The sequence below is a fragment of the Tardiphaga sp. genome, from assembly GCF_044340795.1.
In the GTDB taxonomy this organism is placed as follows: Bacteria; Pseudomonadota; Alphaproteobacteria; order Rhizobiales; family Xanthobacteraceae; genus Tardiphaga.
Map to the genome: position 1 here is coordinate 20228 of NZ_JBIISY010000008.1, position 14508 is coordinate 34735.

Below are 14508 nucleotides of genomic sequence, written 5' to 3' on the forward strand. Positions count from 1 at the left end.
ATCGGGGGCGCAGATGCACCAAGGGGGCCTGTCGGGTTCGGGCAACCGGAATGCACCGGATATGCCTGCAAACGCGCTTAGTGTGGCGGGATCGTGACATTACAAACGATACGGGGCGCCGATCACCGACGCCCCGCTCACGACTTTGTGCCTTCTGGCGAATTCGGACTTACATCGCCTCGTAATTCGGACCGCCGCCGCCTTCCGGAGGCACCCAGGTGATGTTGCCGTTCGGGTCCTTGATATCGCAGGTTTTGCAGTGGACGCAGTTCTGCGCATTGATCTGGAAGCGCGGCTCCTGGCCCTCACCCACCCACTCATACACGCCCGCTGGGCAGTAGCGGTTCGACGGGCCCGCGAAGACGTCGTGTTCCGATGACTTCTGCAGCGCCATGTCGGCGACCTTCAGGTGGATCGGCTGGTCTTCCTCGTGATTGGTGTTCGACATGAACACCGAGGACAGGCGATCGAAGGTGATCTTGCCGTCCGGCTTCGGATACGGGATCGGCTTGTAGTCCTTCGCCGGCTTCAGCGTCTTGCGATCGGGCTTGGCGTGCTTCTGCGTGCCGAACAGCGAGAAGCCGAGCGTGTTGCACCACATGTCGAAGCCGGCGAACAGCATGCCGATGCGGTTGCCGAATTTCGACAGGAACGGCTTGACGTTGCGGACCTTGTAGAGATCCGCACCGACGGACGAGCTGCGCCAGCCATTCTCGTATTCGGTCAGCTCGTCATTGGCGCGGCCGGCAGCGAGCGCGGCAGCAACGTGCTCGGCGGCCTGCATGCCGGTGCCCATGGCGTTATGCACGCCCTTGATGCGCGGCACATTGACGAAGCCCGCAGCGCAGCCGATCAGCGCGCCGCCAGGGAACACCAGCTTCGGCACTGACTGATAGCCGCCTTCGGTGATCGCGCGCGAACCATAGGCCAGGCGCTTGGCGCCGACGAAGGTGTCGCGGATCATCGGATGGGTCTTCATCCGCTGGAATTCCTCGAACGGATAGAGATACGGATTTTCGTAGTTCAGATGAACGACGAAGCCGACCGCCACGAGATTGTCGTCATAGTGGTAGAGAAACGAGCCGCCGCCGACATTGTCCGGGAGCGGCCAGCCCATCGTGTGCTGCACCAGACCCTTCTTGTGTTTGGCGGGATCGATCTGCCAGATTTCCTTGAGGCCGATACCGAATTTCGGCGGCTCGCAATCCTTGTCCAGCGCGAATTTGGCGATCACCTGCTTGGTCAGCGAACCACGCGCGCCTTCGGCGAACAGCGTGTATTTGCCGAGCAGCTCCATGCCGCGGGTGAACGAGTCCTTCGGCTTGCCGTCGCGGCCGATGCCCATGTCGCCGGTGGCGATACCGCGCACCGCGCCATTGTCGTCATACAGCGTTTCGGTCGCGGCAAAGCCCGGATAGATTTCGACGCCGAGCGCTTCCGCCTTGGCGCCGAGCCAGCGCGTCACCATGCCGAGCGAGGTGATGTAGCAGTGGTGGTTGTTCATCAGCGGTGGATTGATGAAATTCGGCAGGCTGATGCCGCCGGTTTCGGTGGTCAGGATGAACTGGTCGTCCTTGACCTGGGTCTTGAGCGGGCAGTCCGCATCCTCGCGCCAATCGGGGATCAGCTTGTCGAGATTGACCGGATCGATCACCGCGCCCGACAGGATGTGGGCACCGACTTCGGAACCCTTCTCGACCACGACAATGGACAGGTCCGCATTGAGCTGCTTCAGCCGGATCGCGGCCGACAGGCCGGACGGTCCCGCGCCGACGATGACGACGTCGAATTCCATACTCTCGCGCGGCGGAAGTTCTTCAGTGCTCATAATCTTGATCTCAGACCCGTTTCCAACCCGTTCAGAACGCTTCTAAGGGCTGTTGTTTCCGATTTTTGACGGAAGAACAACCACCGAAATTCACAGAGGGCACTGCCACGGGTGGCGATCCCGGCCGGATGCTGGCATATCTGAGGACATCGCCATGATGCCTGAACCCGCCCCCACCGTTGCCCAGCTGCTCGCCTTCTATCTGGAGGCCGGGGTCGATTGCGCGCTGATGGATGAGCCGGTCAACCGGCTGCTGGACGACGATATCGGCCTGCATCCGCCTGCAGAGGCCGCGCCGAAGCGCCCGCCGCTGACTGGCATGCCAACTCCGGCACCGCGGCCGGCGCCCACCAGGACCGAAGTGGCCCCCGATGTGGCCGTTGCTGCCGCCCGCGAGGCCGCGCGCACCGCGCCTACCCTGGACGCTCTGCGCGGCATGCTGGAGAGTTTTGACGGCTGCGCGCTGAAGGGAACGGCGACGCGCCTGGTGTTTTCCGACGGCAATCCGCAGGCCCGCATCATGTTTGTGGGCGAGGCTCCCGGCCGCGACGAGGATATCGAGGGCCTGCCCTTCGTCGGCCGCTCCGGCAAGCTGCTCGACCTGATGCTGAAGGCGATCGGGCTCGACCGCACCACGGCCTATATCGCCAATGTCATCCCGTGGCGTCCGCCGGGTAACCGCACGCCGACGCCGCAGGAGACGCAGATCTGCCTGCCCTTCATCCAGCGCCAGATCGAGCTGGTGAACCCGGATATCCTGGTGACACTTGGCAATCCCTCGACCCAGACGCTGCTGCAGACCCGCGACGGCATCATGAAGTCGCGCGGCCGCTGGGTCGACTACGACACCGGATCGCGAAAAATTCGCGCAATCGCGACCTTCCACCCGGCCTATCTGCTGCGCTCGCCGTCCTACAAGCGGCTGACCTGGATGGATCTGCGGTCGGTGGCCAAGGCGCTGGAAGCGGCGAAGTAAGAATTACGGACCCTTGGGCCGAATGATCGCCCAACCCACCCGCAGCACCGGGCGGCTGCCGTTGATCAGCCGGTCGAACGCCCGCGGCACCTCTGGCACCAGGCCGGGAAAGCGCGCGACGAGGTCCGCCGGTGGCGTTCCAATCGTGTCGGTAGCGCGCCAGATCACGACGCCACCGGTCTCCATGAACTTCGCCTGCGTGGTCCATGGCGTCCGTTCGGGCTGTGCGTCGTTCAGCAGATGCGGCCGCGCGGCGCCCATGCCGATCAGCGCAGCAAGCTGCTGATCGCCGGTGACGGCGACAAGCTTCTGCCCGGTGCGGCGCTCGAAATTCTCGCCGAAGAAACGCCCGATCTCGCGCGCAGGCAATGCGGTGCGATCCTCGGGTCCATCGACCCATGGAAACAGGATGACATTGACGAGCACCGCCAGTGCCGGCGCCACGATGGCCGCGGCCCAGACCTTGCGCAGCACACGCTGGCGCCGCAGCGTGATCAGATTGCCGGAGGCGACCACCACCGCAAGACCGGACATCACCAGCGCAATGCCGGTGCCCCCGATGACATTGCTGCGGCCATAGAGCGCGGCAAACAGGCTGCCGAGCAACGTCGGCGCGAACGCGAAGAAATAGACATAGGCGCGGGCTGTCACATCGACCGGCGGACGAAAGATTACCGGGGCGTCTTCACCGTCAGGCACGAGCCGGCGCCAGTTCATGGCGGTCAGCACGAACACGCCGGCGGTGGCCGCCACCAGCCAGGCAAGAAGGATGCCCCACTGTTCGGCCTTGCCCACAAGATCCGTGAGCACCGGCGGAGGCGGCAACACGGTGAAGCCGGAGCGGATCACCCAGACGGCGTAAGGCAGCGCCAGCACGGCGATCACGACGAGCGCAAAGAACGGATCAAGCGAGGCGAGATGGCGCCGGCCCCGCGTGGTGGCGAGGCCGAACAGCAAGGGCAACGGCAGCAGCCACATGGCCTGCGGGGTGACCAGCAACAGCAGACCGGCTTCAATGGACAGCGCGAACCACGCGTTGCGACGCCCCTGCCCGATGGCCAGCCATGCATGCAGCAGGAACATGGCCCAGAGCGGACGCGCCAGCACCAGCGGGCCGAACTCGACGCCGGGTGTGGAGAAGGCCGTGACCGTCATGGTCAGCAGCACGGCGATCACCGCCTGCGGACCGCCGACGATATGGCGGCCGAGTTGATAGACCGCGCGAAACATCAGCACGGCGCAGAGCTGCGCCAGCACATAGACGCCGAAAATGTGGTTGCCGGCCGCGCGGAAGGCGATATCGGCCAGCCAATAGGCCAGCGGCGGGCCGTATTCGGTCCCGACCTGATATTCCCGGCCATAGGCCAGCACGGTGGCGAGATCGCCGGGCGGGCCGCGATAGAGCAGCAGCGGCACCACCAGCCAGAGCAGCGCCTGACACAGCACCACGATCCAGAACACCAGCCGCGGCCGGGCGCGGATCAGTTCGACGATCAGGGAAGTGAAGCGCATGAACGTCCGGACCGGCCCGCGAATGACAGAAGCTCACAGGTGATACGGCGCGTAGGCTCTTTAGGCAACCGCGCGGCCGGTCAGGCCGAAAGGTCGAGGGTCGCCTGCACCTCGACGGTCTCGGTCTCGATCACGATGGTTTCGCGGCGCAAGCGTGCGGCGACTACCGGGGCGAACAGGCTGCGGTGATGGATGCTGGGGCCGAGTTCGTTGAGCGCCTTGAGATGCTGCGGCACGCCATAGCCCTTATGGACCTCGAAACCGTAGCCGGGGCATTGCTCGGCCAGCCGGCACATCAGCCGGTCGCGCGAGACTTTTGCGATGATGGAGGCGGCGGCGATGGACAGTACCAGTGCATCGCCGCCGATCACGGCTTCGCAGTTGGCGTCGGTGTCGATCCTGTCGCGCCCATCGACAAATACGTGCTTTGGCGCTTCGGGCAGCGAGGCAACCGCGCGCGCCAGCGCCCACAGCGAGGCGCGCAGGATGTTGTCACGATCGATCCGGGCGGGCGAGGCATAGGCGACAGCGAAAGACGACGTCGCGCAGATTTCTTCGAACAGCGCATCGCGCTTCGCCTCGGTCAGCTTCTTGGAATCATCGAGGCCCTTGGGAATGCGCTTGGGATCGAGAATCACCGCTGCAGCCACCACCGGGCCGGCGAGTGGTCCACGGCCGGCCTCGTCGCAGCCCGCCACCGGCCAGATACCCTGCTTCAACAGCGCACGCTCGCGCTTGAAGCTGGGGGGCCCGACAACGATCGGCTTGCGCGGCCTGGCAGCCGCCGTCTTGGGCGATGCTTTGGCCGGTTTGCTCTTTGAATCCCGAATCATGGGCGGATCGTGCGCATCCCGCCCATGCTGCGCAACCGGGAACCCGGAATCGTGCCCGCTATCCCGACCGCTAGTCGGCCAGATGTACCCGCCGGTCGTCGCCGACCTCGATGCCCGGCGCCACCACGACATCCCAGGCGTGGCCGTCGGGATCAGCGAAATAACCGGAATAGCCGCCGTAATCGGTCGTGTGCGCCGGCTTGATCAGCGTCGCGCCGCAGGAGACGGCGAATTCCAGCACGGCATCGACCTCCTCGGGCGAACGGCAGTTCCAGCCCATCGTGGTGCCACGAAATGCCTGCGGACGCGGCTGGTCCGGCAGCTTGGCGTCATCAGCCAGCTGGTCCCACGGAAACAGCGCCAGCAGACTGGCGCCGGTGTCGTAAAAGGCGATCGCCTCCCCGGTCTCCTTCGCCTTTCGCGTGAAACCGAGCGCTTCGTAAAAGGCGATGCTGCGACGGATGTCATGGACGCCGAGGGTCACTGCAGTCAGGCGGGGCACCAGTTTTGGGCGATTGTCGTTCGTCATTTGCGGTCCTCCTGATCACTCAACACAAAAAGCGGAGAAGGGGTCGCCGGCCGGCTCTGGTTTCCGGTCGGCGCCCCTCCCCCGAGTTGCTCCCAAGATTGCGAGACCTTCAGGAGTTAGAACAAATTCAGTTGCTGGCCGGCCCCGGCCGGCTTTGCGAAATGATCCAGCGTGAGCTTCGCGCGCTTCTTGTTGAGGCCGAGCTTGGCGCAAGCGACCTCGAAACGGCGGCCGATCATCCAGGCCATCGGCCCGGTGCCCTTCATGCGCGTGCCCCACTGCGAATCGTAATCGCGGCCATCACGCATCTCGCGGATCAGCGTGAACACATGGCGATAGCGATCCGGATAATTGGCCATCAGCCACTCACGGAAGAGATCGCGCACCTCCAGTGGCAGGCGCAGCAAAACATAGCTCGCCTCCTTCACGCCGGCATGGGCGGCGGCATCGAGGATGCGCTCGATCTCGCTGTCATTCAGCGCCGGAATCACCGGCGCCACCATCACCGTGGTGGGAATGCCGGCCTCGGACAGCTGCCGCAGCGCCTCCAGCCGCTTTGGCGGCGTCGAGGCGCGTGGCTCCATGGCACGTGCCAGCTTCGGATCCAGCGACGTCACCGACAGCGCCACCTTGGCGAGATTGCGCTTCGCCATCCGCGCCAGGATATCGATATCGCGCACCACCAGCGCCGACTTGGTGACGATGCCGACCGGATGCCCGGTCTTCTCCAGTACTTCGAGAATGCCGCGCATCACCTGGCGCTCGCGCTCGATCGGCTGATAGGGATCGGTATTGGTGCCGATCGCGATCATCTTCGGCTCGTATTCCGCAGCCGACAGCTCCTTCTCGAGCAGCGCCGGCGCATCCGGCTTCACAAACAGCTTGGATTCAAAATCCAGCCCCGGTGAGAGACCGAGATAGGCGTGGGTCGGCCGTGCGAAGCAGTAGACGCAGCCATGCTCGCAACCACGATAAGGATTGATCGAACGGTCGAAGCCGATATCCGGCGACTCGTTGCGCGTGATCACTTTTCGCGCCGTGTCCGTCGCCACCGTGGTCTTGAACGGCGGCAGGTCGTCGAGGCTCTGCCAGCCATCATCGAAGGTGACGCGGGCCTCCTTCTCGTAACGACCGCTGTCATTGGATTGGGCGCCGCGACCACGCCGCCGCTGGCGGTCGATCGCGACCTCGATCGCCGGAAACGGCGATGGCATTCCCGCGATTTCGGACGGCGCGGGAGCAGCCTGCATCTGAAGGGTTGCGGCGTTCTGATTCATGAAGCCACGCTAGCAGCTTCAAAGAACATATCAAGAACAAAGACGCGGGCGAGCTCTTTTCCCACATGCGCCGTCTTAGCCATGATTAGCATCAAGGGCTGTTTTCAGTATGACGAAATGATAACGCAGCCGCACAGGCTTTGAGGTATTATCCACATCCCATGCTCAGCGTGATCATCCCCACCGAAGGCGTCGAACAACCCGCGGTCGCGACTTTGGCGGCGCTGGTGCCGGGCGCCGCTGCGGGTGTGATCCGCGAAGTCCTGCTGGTCGATCGCGCCGGCACCGACGTGATCGAGCGCGTCGCTGATGTAGCCGGCTGCGGCTACCTCACCTCCACCGGCTCGCGCGCCGCGGCGATGGCTGCCGGCGCCAGGGCTGCACGATCGCCCTGGCTGATGTTCCTTCATGCGGGCGCCGTGCTGGACAGCGGCTGGATCGAAGAAACCCAGCAATTCATCCAGCGTGTCGGCAATAGCGATCGTCCCCGCGCCGGTATCTTCCGCTATGCGCGCTCGCCCTATGACGAGACCGGCTTTCGTGATGGCGTGAAGCATCTGCTTCGCAAGGTCACTGGCCCCAAGGCCGACCAGGGCCTTCTCATCGCGCGCGATCACTATGAGCGCCTCGGCGGCCATGCGGATGCCCGTGGCGCTGAAGCCCGGCTCCTGCGCCAGCTCGGCCGGTCGGCGCGCACCATGCTGCGCAGCCGGATCATGATGGTGGCGTAGGTCTTTTCTCCGTCATTGCGAGGAGCGCAGCGACGAAGCAATCCAGCCTCGCGCGAAGGAAGGCTGGATTGCTTCGCTTCGCTCGCAATGACGGACAAAAATTCATTGCCATGATACTTGCCAAAAGCAACCATTTGATTGACATTAGCAACCATGACGCAATCAACCGACCACATCGCTGCCGTCCGCGCGTTCAACCGCTCCTATACGCGACACCTCGGCGTGCTGGACCAGCAATTGCTGGAGAGCCCCTATTCTCTCACCGAGGCGCGGGTGCTGTATGAACTCGCCCACAAGGAAGCGCTGTCGGCCCGCGAGATCGGCGACACACTTGGCCTTGACGCCGGCTATCTCAGCCGCATTCTCAAAGGCTTCACGGACAAGAGCCTGATCACGCGAAAAACTTCGGCCAGGGATCGCCGTCTTCATCAATTGAGCCTGACCGCCAAAGGCCGCCTCGCCTTCGGCCGCCTCAATCGCGGATCGCATGATCAGGTGGAAACCATGCTGGACCGGCTCGGGCCCGATGCGCCGCGCCTCGTCCGGGCCATGACGACCATCGAGAAGCTGCTGGAAAACAATGGGGCGCCGGTGCCCACCGCGACCCTGCGCAGCCCGCGTCCCGGCGACATGGGCTGGGTGGTGCAGAGCCACGGCGCGCTTTATGCGTCGGAATACGGGTTCGATGCCTCGTTCGAAGGTCTGGTGGCTGACATCGTCGCCAAATATCTCGCGGGTTTCGATCCCTCGCGTGAACGTTGCTGGATCGCCGATATCGATGGTCAGCAGGTCGGGTCGATCTTCCTTGTGAAGGGATCGGACGATGTGGCGAAGATCCGCCTGTTGCTGATCGATCCAGCCGGTCGCGGCCAGGGCCTCGGACATCGCCTGGTGAATGAAGCCATCGGCTTTGCGCGGCAATGCGGCTATCGGAAGATCACGCTATGGACGCAGAGCAATCTGCTGGCCGCACGAAAGATCTATGAGCGCGCCGGCTTCAAGCGCGTCGCCAGCGAACCGCATCGCAGCTTTGGGCAAAACCTAGTGGGCGAAACGTGGGAGCTCGTTCTGTGATCAAAGAACTCAATTGTCGTCGCCCGGCCGTACGCGCAATTGCGCGCTAGGACCGGGCGATCCAGTAAACGCCGACGCCTGAGTTCGACCCAAGATGCTTGTGTCTACTGGATCCCCGCTTTCGCGGGGATGACAAGCACCGGGTAATCTTTAGGCCGACGCGCCCTTCGCTTTCGGCCGCCGCAGATGCTCATCCAGTCGCGGCATGATCTCGACGAAATTGCATGGCCGCGTACGGTAATCGAGTTGCGCATTCAATATGCCGTCCCAACCATCGCGGCAGGCACCGGGCGAGCCCGGCAGGCAGAAGATGAAAGTCGCGCCTGCCGTACCGGCCGTGGCACGGCTCTGGATCGTCGAGGCGCCGATCTTGGCGTGGCTCAGCATGTGGAAGGCGATGGAGAATCCATCCATCCGCTTTTCGAACAACGGCTCGATAGCCTCCGGCGTCACGTCGCGGCCGGTGAATCCCGTACCGCCCGTCGTGATGATCGCATCGACGCCCGGATCGGCAATCCATGATCTCACCACCGCACGGATGGCTTCGACGTCATCAGTGACGATCTCGCGCTTCGCCAGCGCATGGCCGGCCGCGGTCAACCGATCCGCCAGCGTCGTGCCGGACTTGTCGTCGGCGAGCGAACGCGTGTCGGAGATCGTGAGCACCGCAATGTTGAGCGGCACGAAGGTCTTGGTTTCGTCGATGGACATGAGATGCTCCGAACTTTGCAACCGTCATTGCGAGGAGCGAAGCGACGAAGCAATCCAGTCCTTGGTTTTCTGGATTGCTTCGCTGCGCTCGCAATGACGGTCGAGGCGAAATCGTGCGATCAAAGCCGATCCGTCCCGAAGGTGTTGCAGGCCTGGATGGTGCCCTGCTGATAGCCGACCATGAACCAGCGCTTGCGCTGCGCGGCCGAGCCATGGGTGAAGGAATCCGGCACCACGCGGCCCTGCGCCTGGCGCTGCAGCGTGTCGTCGCCGATCGCCGCCGCGGTCTGCAGCGCTGCATCGATGTCGCCGGCCTCGAGGAAGCCCGGACGTTTCTTCTCCTCGCGATTGACCCAGACGCCGGACAGGCAGTCCGCCTGCAATTCGACGCGCACCTGCAGGTTATTCGCTTCCGCCTTGCTGCCGGCGCGCTCCTGCGCCTGCGACACGCGCGGAATGATTCCGAGCAGGTTCTGCACGTGATGGCCGGCTTCATGCGCGATGATATAGGCCGTGGTGAACTTGCACGCATTGCCGGAGCAGCCGCGAAACTTGGTCTCGACCTGACGGAAGAAGCTCGTGTCGAGGTAGATCTTCTTGTCGGGCGGGCAGTAGAACGGCCCCATCGCCGACTGCGCGCGACCGCAGCGGCCGCCATTGGTGGCGTTGCGAAACAGCACGATCTGCGGGCCGACATATTTCTGGCCGCTCTCGCGGAAAATCTCGCTCCAGCGATCGTCGATCTCGCCGAGGATGCCGGAGATCATGCTGCCCACCTCGTCGCTCGGCGCGCCCGACTTCGGTGGCGATGAGCGGCGATCGGTCTGATAGGTCGGCGCCTGCCCGCCGCCGGTGAAAATCTCCGCGCCAGATATGAGCAGGCGCGGATCGATTCCCAGCGCCCAGCCGACCAGGCCGAGCACCAGCACCGTGCCGATGCCGAGACCGCCACCACCGCCCGGAATGCCGAAACCGCCACCGCCGCCATAACCACCGCCATCATCGTCGCGACGGTCGTCGATATTGTCGCTGCGACGGAAGTCATCGTAACGCATCGGGCAATTCCTTCATTTCAATTCGCAGCGTTTGAACCAATTGCGAATAACCAGCGCAACATAACGCGGAAACAGCGCAATATTTCCATCGCGTTAAGCATAAGCATTAGCCTGCCCGGCAAAACTTGCCTAGCGCGATTCCATTACCAGTTAAGTCGATTTTTACTTTGCCCGTTCACTATACCAGTCAGTCGGTTGTTTAGTCCCGCGTCGCCGACAGCGTCGCCTGAGTCAGAGTAAGTGAGTCATGGTTGGTTCGCGTAGCGGGGCGTCTTTGAAGGCGTCCCGCACACAACTTGAGTACGGTCTCCAGCATCGCATCGTCGTCGGCGATTGCGTCGCCGAGATGTCAAAACTGCCGGCAGGTTCGGTCGATCTGGTGTTTGCAGATCCTCCCTACAACCTGCAACTGAAGGGCGACTTGAAGCGCCCCGATGATTCCCATGTGGATGCCGTCACCGATGACTGGGACAAGTTCTCGTCATTCGCAGCCTATGACGATTTCACGCGCGCCTGGCTGCTTGCCGCGCGCCGCGCCATGAAGCCGTCGGCCACGCTCTGGGTGATCGGCTCCTATCACAACATTTTCCGCGTCGGCGCGATCATGCAGGACCTCGGCTTCTGGGTCCTCAACGATATCGTGTGGCGCAAGTCCAACCCGATGCCGAATTTCCGTGGCCGTCGCTTCACCAATGCGCATGAGACCATGATCTGGGCCGCGCGCGACGAGAAGGCGAAGGGTTACACCTTCAATTACGAAGCGCTGAAGGCTGCCAATGACGACGTGCAGGCACGTTCGGACTGGCTGATCCCGCTCTGCACCGGCGACGAACGCCTGAAGGGCGACGACGGCAAGAAGGTGCACCCGACGCAGAAGCCGGAAGGCCTGCTGGCCCGCGTGCTCCTGTCATCGTCGAAGCCTGGCGATCTCGTCATCGATCCGTTCAACGGCACCGGCACCACCGGTGCCGTCGCCAAGCGTCTCGGCCGCTCCTATATCGGCTTCGAACGCGATCGCGAATACGCCAAGGCTGCAGAAGCGCGCATTGCCGCCATCGAACCGCTGCCCGATGCCACGCTAGCGCCGTTCATGACCGCCCGCAGCGCCCCGCGCGTCGCATTCGCCGAACTGGTCGAACGCGGACTGATCTCGCCCGGCACCAAGCTCGTCGACGCCAAGAAGCGCCACGGCGCCCTGGTTCGCGCCGATGGCGCCATCATGTTCGGCGACAAGGTCGGCTCGATCCATCGCATGGGCGCCATGGCGCAAGGTGCGGCAGCCTGCAACGGCTGGACCTTCTGGCATGTGGAGACGAAGAAAGGCCTTCGCCTGATCGACGAACTCCGCGCGGAAATCCGCAGCGAGATGGGCGCGGGCTAGGTTTTCGCACATCGATCTGACGACAAAGCCGGGCTACAGCGCCCGGCTTTTTTCATTTGCGCACTCGCCATCCGCACCAATGACAGCAAGCGGCCGATTTTGCCGGCAAAGCTTGCCGAGCAGCATCTCCGCGCCGTCGCCGCGTCAGCGCATCTCTTTCATATTCCTGAGCATTTCCGATGGCGCAGATCTTGCGTTGTGATCCGCACAGATCACGCGCAGAGGAATTCGGATGTCCGGCTCGATCATCGACAGCATGCAGTCTTTCGCCCTGCCGAACAAGTTGCAGGCCAACAAGACCTCGTCCGCGCTCGCGGCCACGAAACAGGTCGAACAGACGGCTGAAGAGAAGTTTCTCGATTACGCCAAGAAGTCACCCGCGGAGAAAATCCGCGATGCATTGCTGCAAAGCATCGGCGTGACCGAGGAAGAGATGAAGAACATGACGCCCGAGCAGCGCAAGGATGTCGAGCAGAAGATCGCCGACAAGATCAAGGAGACGCTGGAGCAGAAAGCCGGCAAGGGCGAGAGCACAAGCGGGTTCTTCACCGACATCCAGGCGTAAGCGCCGATCGTAGGGCGGATTAGCGAAGCGTAATCCGCCGGCCGGGTTTATGGTCGAAGCTCCGCGGCGGATTACGGTTTCGCCTAATCCGCCCTACGGTCCACAGTCCGTCAGGCCACCGCGGCCTGATGCACCAGGCTCTCACGCGCCTCGCTGAGATAGCCGCGAATTTTCCGCGTCAGCAGCCCCGACTGCGACGACAGATCGTCCGAAGCCACCATGGTCGAGGTCGCGAGTTGCTCGGTGTCCTTGGCGGTGGTCGCCAGCGACTGGATGTTGGTCGAGATTTCGCGCACCACCGCAAAGGCTTCGTCGATATTCCGCGCGATGTCTGCCGTGGCCGACGACTGCGCTTCCGAGGCGCCGGCGACCTTGCCGGTGATCTCGTTGACCTCGGCGATCACGGTCCCGATCTCGCTGATCGAGGCGGACACCTTGTCGGTGGCCGACTGCACCTGGCCGATTTCCTTTTCGATCTCGGCGGTGAAGTTCGCCGTCTGCGTCGCCAGCGCCTTCACTTCATGCGCCACCACCGAGAAGCCACGCCCGGCATCGCCGGCACGCGCGGCCTCGATGGTCGCATTCAGCGCCAGCAGATTGGTCTGGCTGGCGATGGCGTTGATCGACGTCACGACCTCACTGATGCGCGCCGCCACATGACGCAGCACATCCACATTGCCCGCGGCATCCGCGACACGCTCCACCGCACGGCCGGCAATGGCCGCCGAACGATTGACATCCGCGCCGACCTCGCTCGCGCTCGACGACAGTCGCGCGGTGGCGGACGCCACCGACTGCATGTTCGCCGCCGCCTGTTCGGAGGCAGCAGCCACCGAGGTGACGCGCGACAGCGTCGAGGACGCACCGCTGCGCAAGTTGCCCGCGGTGCCGTTCATTTCTGCAGCGCCGCTATCGAGTGCCGAAACGATACCGCCTACCGCCGTTTCGAGCTCCGCGGTCTGCTTCTCGAATTGCACGATGCGGTCGGCGATCTTGTCGGTTGCCGCGTTCATCGCACTGGCACCCTGCAGGAGACCACCATGCAGTCCGCCCGGCAGGATGCGGCGATAATATTTGTTGTCGTTGAGCGCAGCCATCGCAGCGGTGGACTCGCGCACGAAGGCGTCGCAGCCGTCGATCATGTCGTTGATGCTGTGCAGCAGCTCGCCGGTAATGCCCTGTACGGGAATGCCGAGGATCCGCGCTTCAAAGTCGCCCTGCGCGATACGCTCGCAGGCGACGCGCGCCTTCTCGATCAATTTCGCGGTCTTGCCCATCAGCACCAGCGCCAGCACGGCTGCGGCGAGCGCGATGCCCTGCAGCGTCATCGAAGCAGTGGAGAAGCCAGCAAATTGCAGCACCAGCCCGAGCGCCAGGCCGGCGATGACGAGCAGCGTGCTAAGCTGCGCGCGTGACAGAAAACATAAGTTCGTCATAGCTGACTTTCTGGGATGCAACGAAATCGGTGAGAGCCTTGTAACCTGCAGCAAGGGACTCCTTGCCGTTGACGTGCCGCTTTTCGATGGCCAGCACTTCGGCATAGAGCGGCGCGATCGTGGTCTTGATCAGATCCGGTGCCGGCATGCGGCGATTGGAATGATAGCCGGTGAGCTTGCCCTGCAAATCGTAGGACGGGGTCACGTGCGCGAATACCCAGTAGTGATCCCCGGTGGCCGCCATGTTCTTCACGAATGCGAAGATCTCGCGCTTTGCCTCGATCGTGTCCCAGAGCAGTTTGAACACGCTGCGCGGCATATCGGGATGGCGGATCAGGCTGTGCGGCTGCCCGATCAGGGCAGCTTCATCGTAGCAAGCCATCGTGCAGAACAGGCGGTTCACATAGGTCATCCGGCCCTTGAGGTCCGTCTTTGACACTATGAGCTCGGACGCCGGGAAGAATGTTTCGCGGCCGGTCGGCCTGATCTGTTGGGACATCGTTGGCCCTGATCCATTTTACCATCGTTAATGTGCAAAGGTATTAGGGGAACGCAGCTGAATTTTGCGTTAAGGCTTCGTGCACCATGGCAGCGCCAAGC

At 63.3% G+C, this 14508-nt stretch carries 14 protein-coding genes; 5 read left to right on the plus strand and 9 right to left on the minus strand.

The genetic code is table 11. The annotated features are described in order from the left end of the window. Positions 1–169 precede the first annotated feature (169 nt). Positions 170–1828, minus strand: coding sequence for an electron transfer flavoprotein-ubiquinone oxidoreductase (locus ACIQ17_RS02450; protein WP_398465008.1), 1659 nt, complete (start codon positions 1826–1828; stop codon positions 170–172). Between the two features lie 154 nt (positions 1829–1982). On the opposite strand from ACIQ17_RS02450, the gene ACIQ17_RS02455 reads away from it, so the two are divergent. Beyond that, complete coding sequence (locus ACIQ17_RS02455) at positions 1983–2804, plus strand: uracil-DNA glycosylase family protein (protein ID WP_398465010.1); 822 nt, start codon at positions 1983–1985, stop codon at positions 2802–2804. A 3-nt stretch (positions 2805–2807) separates the two neighbouring features. On the opposite strand, the gene ACIQ17_RS02460 is transcribed toward ACIQ17_RS02455, so the two are convergent. From ACIQ17_RS02460 to ACIQ17_RS02475, 4 genes are all read right to left on the minus strand, one after another. Continuing rightward, positions 2808–4316 (minus strand): glycosyltransferase family 39 protein, encoded by a 1509-nt coding sequence (locus ACIQ17_RS02460; protein WP_398465012.1) that lies wholly within the window; start codon positions 4314–4316, stop codon positions 2808–2810. Positions 4317–4396: 80 nt separating this feature from the next. Beyond that, entirely contained in the window at positions 4397–5149 is a 753-nt protein-coding gene (locus tag ACIQ17_RS02465; protein ID WP_398465014.1) for a ribonuclease HII, read from the minus strand. A 70-nt stretch (positions 5150–5219) separates the two neighbouring features. Next, positions 5220–5678, minus strand: a complete 459-nt coding sequence (locus ACIQ17_RS02470; protein ID WP_398465016.1) for a VOC family protein — start codon at positions 5676–5678, stop codon at positions 5220–5222. A 116-nt stretch (positions 5679–5794) separates the two neighbouring features. Next, positions 5795–6955 carry a PA0069 family radical SAM protein gene (locus ACIQ17_RS02475; protein WP_398465018.1) on the minus strand — a complete coding sequence of 387 codons (1161 nt, stop codon included), beginning with the start codon at positions 6953–6955 and terminating at the stop codon, positions 5795–5797. Positions 6956–7116: 161 nt separating this feature from the next. On the opposite strand from ACIQ17_RS02475, the gene ACIQ17_RS02480 reads away from it, so the two are divergent. Both ACIQ17_RS02480 and ACIQ17_RS02485 read left to right on the plus strand, forming a co-directional pair. Beyond that, a complete protein-coding gene (locus ACIQ17_RS02480; RefSeq protein WP_398465020.1) occupies positions 7117–7686 on the plus strand; it encodes a glycosyltransferase in 570 nt (189 codons plus the stop codon). Between the two features lie 153 nt (positions 7687–7839). Further along, positions 7840–8760, plus strand: coding sequence for a GNAT family N-acetyltransferase (locus ACIQ17_RS02485; RefSeq protein WP_398465022.1), 921 nt, complete (start codon positions 7840–7842; stop codon positions 8758–8760). A 150-nt stretch (positions 8761–8910) separates the two neighbouring features. Here ACIQ17_RS02485 and moaB read toward each other — a convergent pair whose 3' ends face one another. Both moaB and ACIQ17_RS02495 read right to left on the minus strand, forming a co-directional pair. Beyond that, positions 8911–9471 carry a molybdenum cofactor biosynthesis protein B gene (gene moaB, locus ACIQ17_RS02490; protein WP_398465024.1) on the minus strand — a complete coding sequence of 187 codons (561 nt, stop codon included), beginning with the start codon at positions 9469–9471 and terminating at the stop codon, positions 8911–8913. 119 nt (positions 9472–9590) lie between these two features. Beyond that, positions 9591–10526, minus strand: coding sequence for a neutral zinc metallopeptidase (locus ACIQ17_RS02495; RefSeq protein WP_398465026.1), 936 nt, complete (start codon positions 10524–10526; stop codon positions 9591–9593). A 247-nt stretch (positions 10527–10773) separates the two neighbouring features. Here ACIQ17_RS02495 and ACIQ17_RS02500 point away from each other — a divergent pair, with 247 nt between their 5' ends. Beyond that, positions 10774–11907 carry a site-specific DNA-methyltransferase gene (locus ACIQ17_RS02500; RefSeq protein ID WP_398465028.1) on the plus strand — a complete coding sequence of 378 codons (1134 nt, stop codon included), beginning with the start codon at positions 10774–10776 and terminating at the stop codon, positions 11905–11907. Between the two features lie 232 nt (positions 11908–12139). Then, entirely contained in the window at positions 12140–12472 is a 333-nt protein-coding gene (locus ACIQ17_RS02505; protein WP_398465030.1) for a hypothetical protein, read from the plus strand. 110 nt (positions 12473–12582) lie between these two features. On the opposite strand, the gene ACIQ17_RS02510 is transcribed toward ACIQ17_RS02505, so the two are convergent. Both ACIQ17_RS02510 and ACIQ17_RS02515 read right to left on the minus strand, forming a co-directional pair. Further along, a complete protein-coding gene (locus ACIQ17_RS02510; protein ID WP_398465032.1) occupies positions 12583–13908 on the minus strand; it encodes a methyl-accepting chemotaxis protein in 1326 nt (441 codons plus the stop codon). Then, on the minus strand, positions 13871–14407 hold the full coding sequence (locus ACIQ17_RS02515; RefSeq protein ID WP_398465034.1) for a PAS domain-containing protein: 537 nt from the start codon (positions 14405–14407) through the stop codon (positions 13871–13873). The genes ACIQ17_RS02510 and ACIQ17_RS02515 overlap by 38 nt, the downstream gene beginning before the upstream one ends. Positions 14408–14508 lie beyond the last annotated feature (101 nt).

Coding starts and splice junctions, on each gene's coding strand:
- ACIQ17_RS02485 (WP_398465022.1), top strand. CDS start 7,840: ATGACGCAATCAACCGACCACATCGCTGCCGTCCGCGCGTTCAACCGC.
- ACIQ17_RS02470 (WP_398465016.1), bottom strand. CDS start 5,678: ATGACGAACGACAATCGCCCAAAACTGGTGCCCCGCCTGACTGCAGTG.
- moaB (WP_398465024.1), bottom strand. CDS start 9,471: ATGTCCATCGACGAAACCAAGACCTTCGTGCCGCTCAACATTGCGGTG.
- ACIQ17_RS02460 (WP_398465012.1), bottom strand. CDS start 4,316: ATGCGCTTCACTTCCCTGATCGTCGAACTGATCCGCGCCCGGCCGCGG.
- ACIQ17_RS02465 (WP_398465014.1), bottom strand. CDS start 5,149: ATGATTCGGGATTCAAAGAGCAAACCGGCCAAAGCATCGCCCAAGACG.
- ACIQ17_RS02500 (WP_398465028.1), top strand. CDS start 10,774: ATGGTTGGTTCGCGTAGCGGGGCGTCTTTGAAGGCGTCCCGCACACAA.
- ACIQ17_RS02510 (WP_398465032.1), bottom strand. CDS start 13,908: ATGACGAACTTATGTTTTCTGTCACGCGCGCAGCTTAGCACGCTGCTC.
- ACIQ17_RS02450 (WP_398465008.1), bottom strand. CDS start 1,828: ATGAGCACTGAAGAACTTCCGCCGCGCGAGAGTATGGAATTCGACGTC.
- ACIQ17_RS02495 (WP_398465026.1), bottom strand. CDS start 10,526: ATGCGTTACGATGACTTCCGTCGCAGCGACAATATCGACGACCGTCGC.
- ACIQ17_RS02455 (WP_398465010.1), top strand. CDS start 1,983: ATGATGCCTGAACCCGCCCCCACCGTTGCCCAGCTGCTCGCCTTCTAT.
- ACIQ17_RS02475 (WP_398465018.1), bottom strand. CDS start 6,955: ATGAATCAGAACGCCGCAACCCTTCAGATGCAGGCTGCTCCCGCGCCG.
- ACIQ17_RS02480 (WP_398465020.1), top strand. CDS start 7,117: ATGCTCAGCGTGATCATCCCCACCGAAGGCGTCGAACAACCCGCGGTC.
- ACIQ17_RS02505 (WP_398465030.1), top strand. CDS start 12,140: ATGTCCGGCTCGATCATCGACAGCATGCAGTCTTTCGCCCTGCCGAAC.
- ACIQ17_RS02515 (WP_398465034.1), bottom strand. CDS start 14,407: ATGTCCCAACAGATCAGGCCGACCGGCCGCGAAACATTCTTCCCGGCG.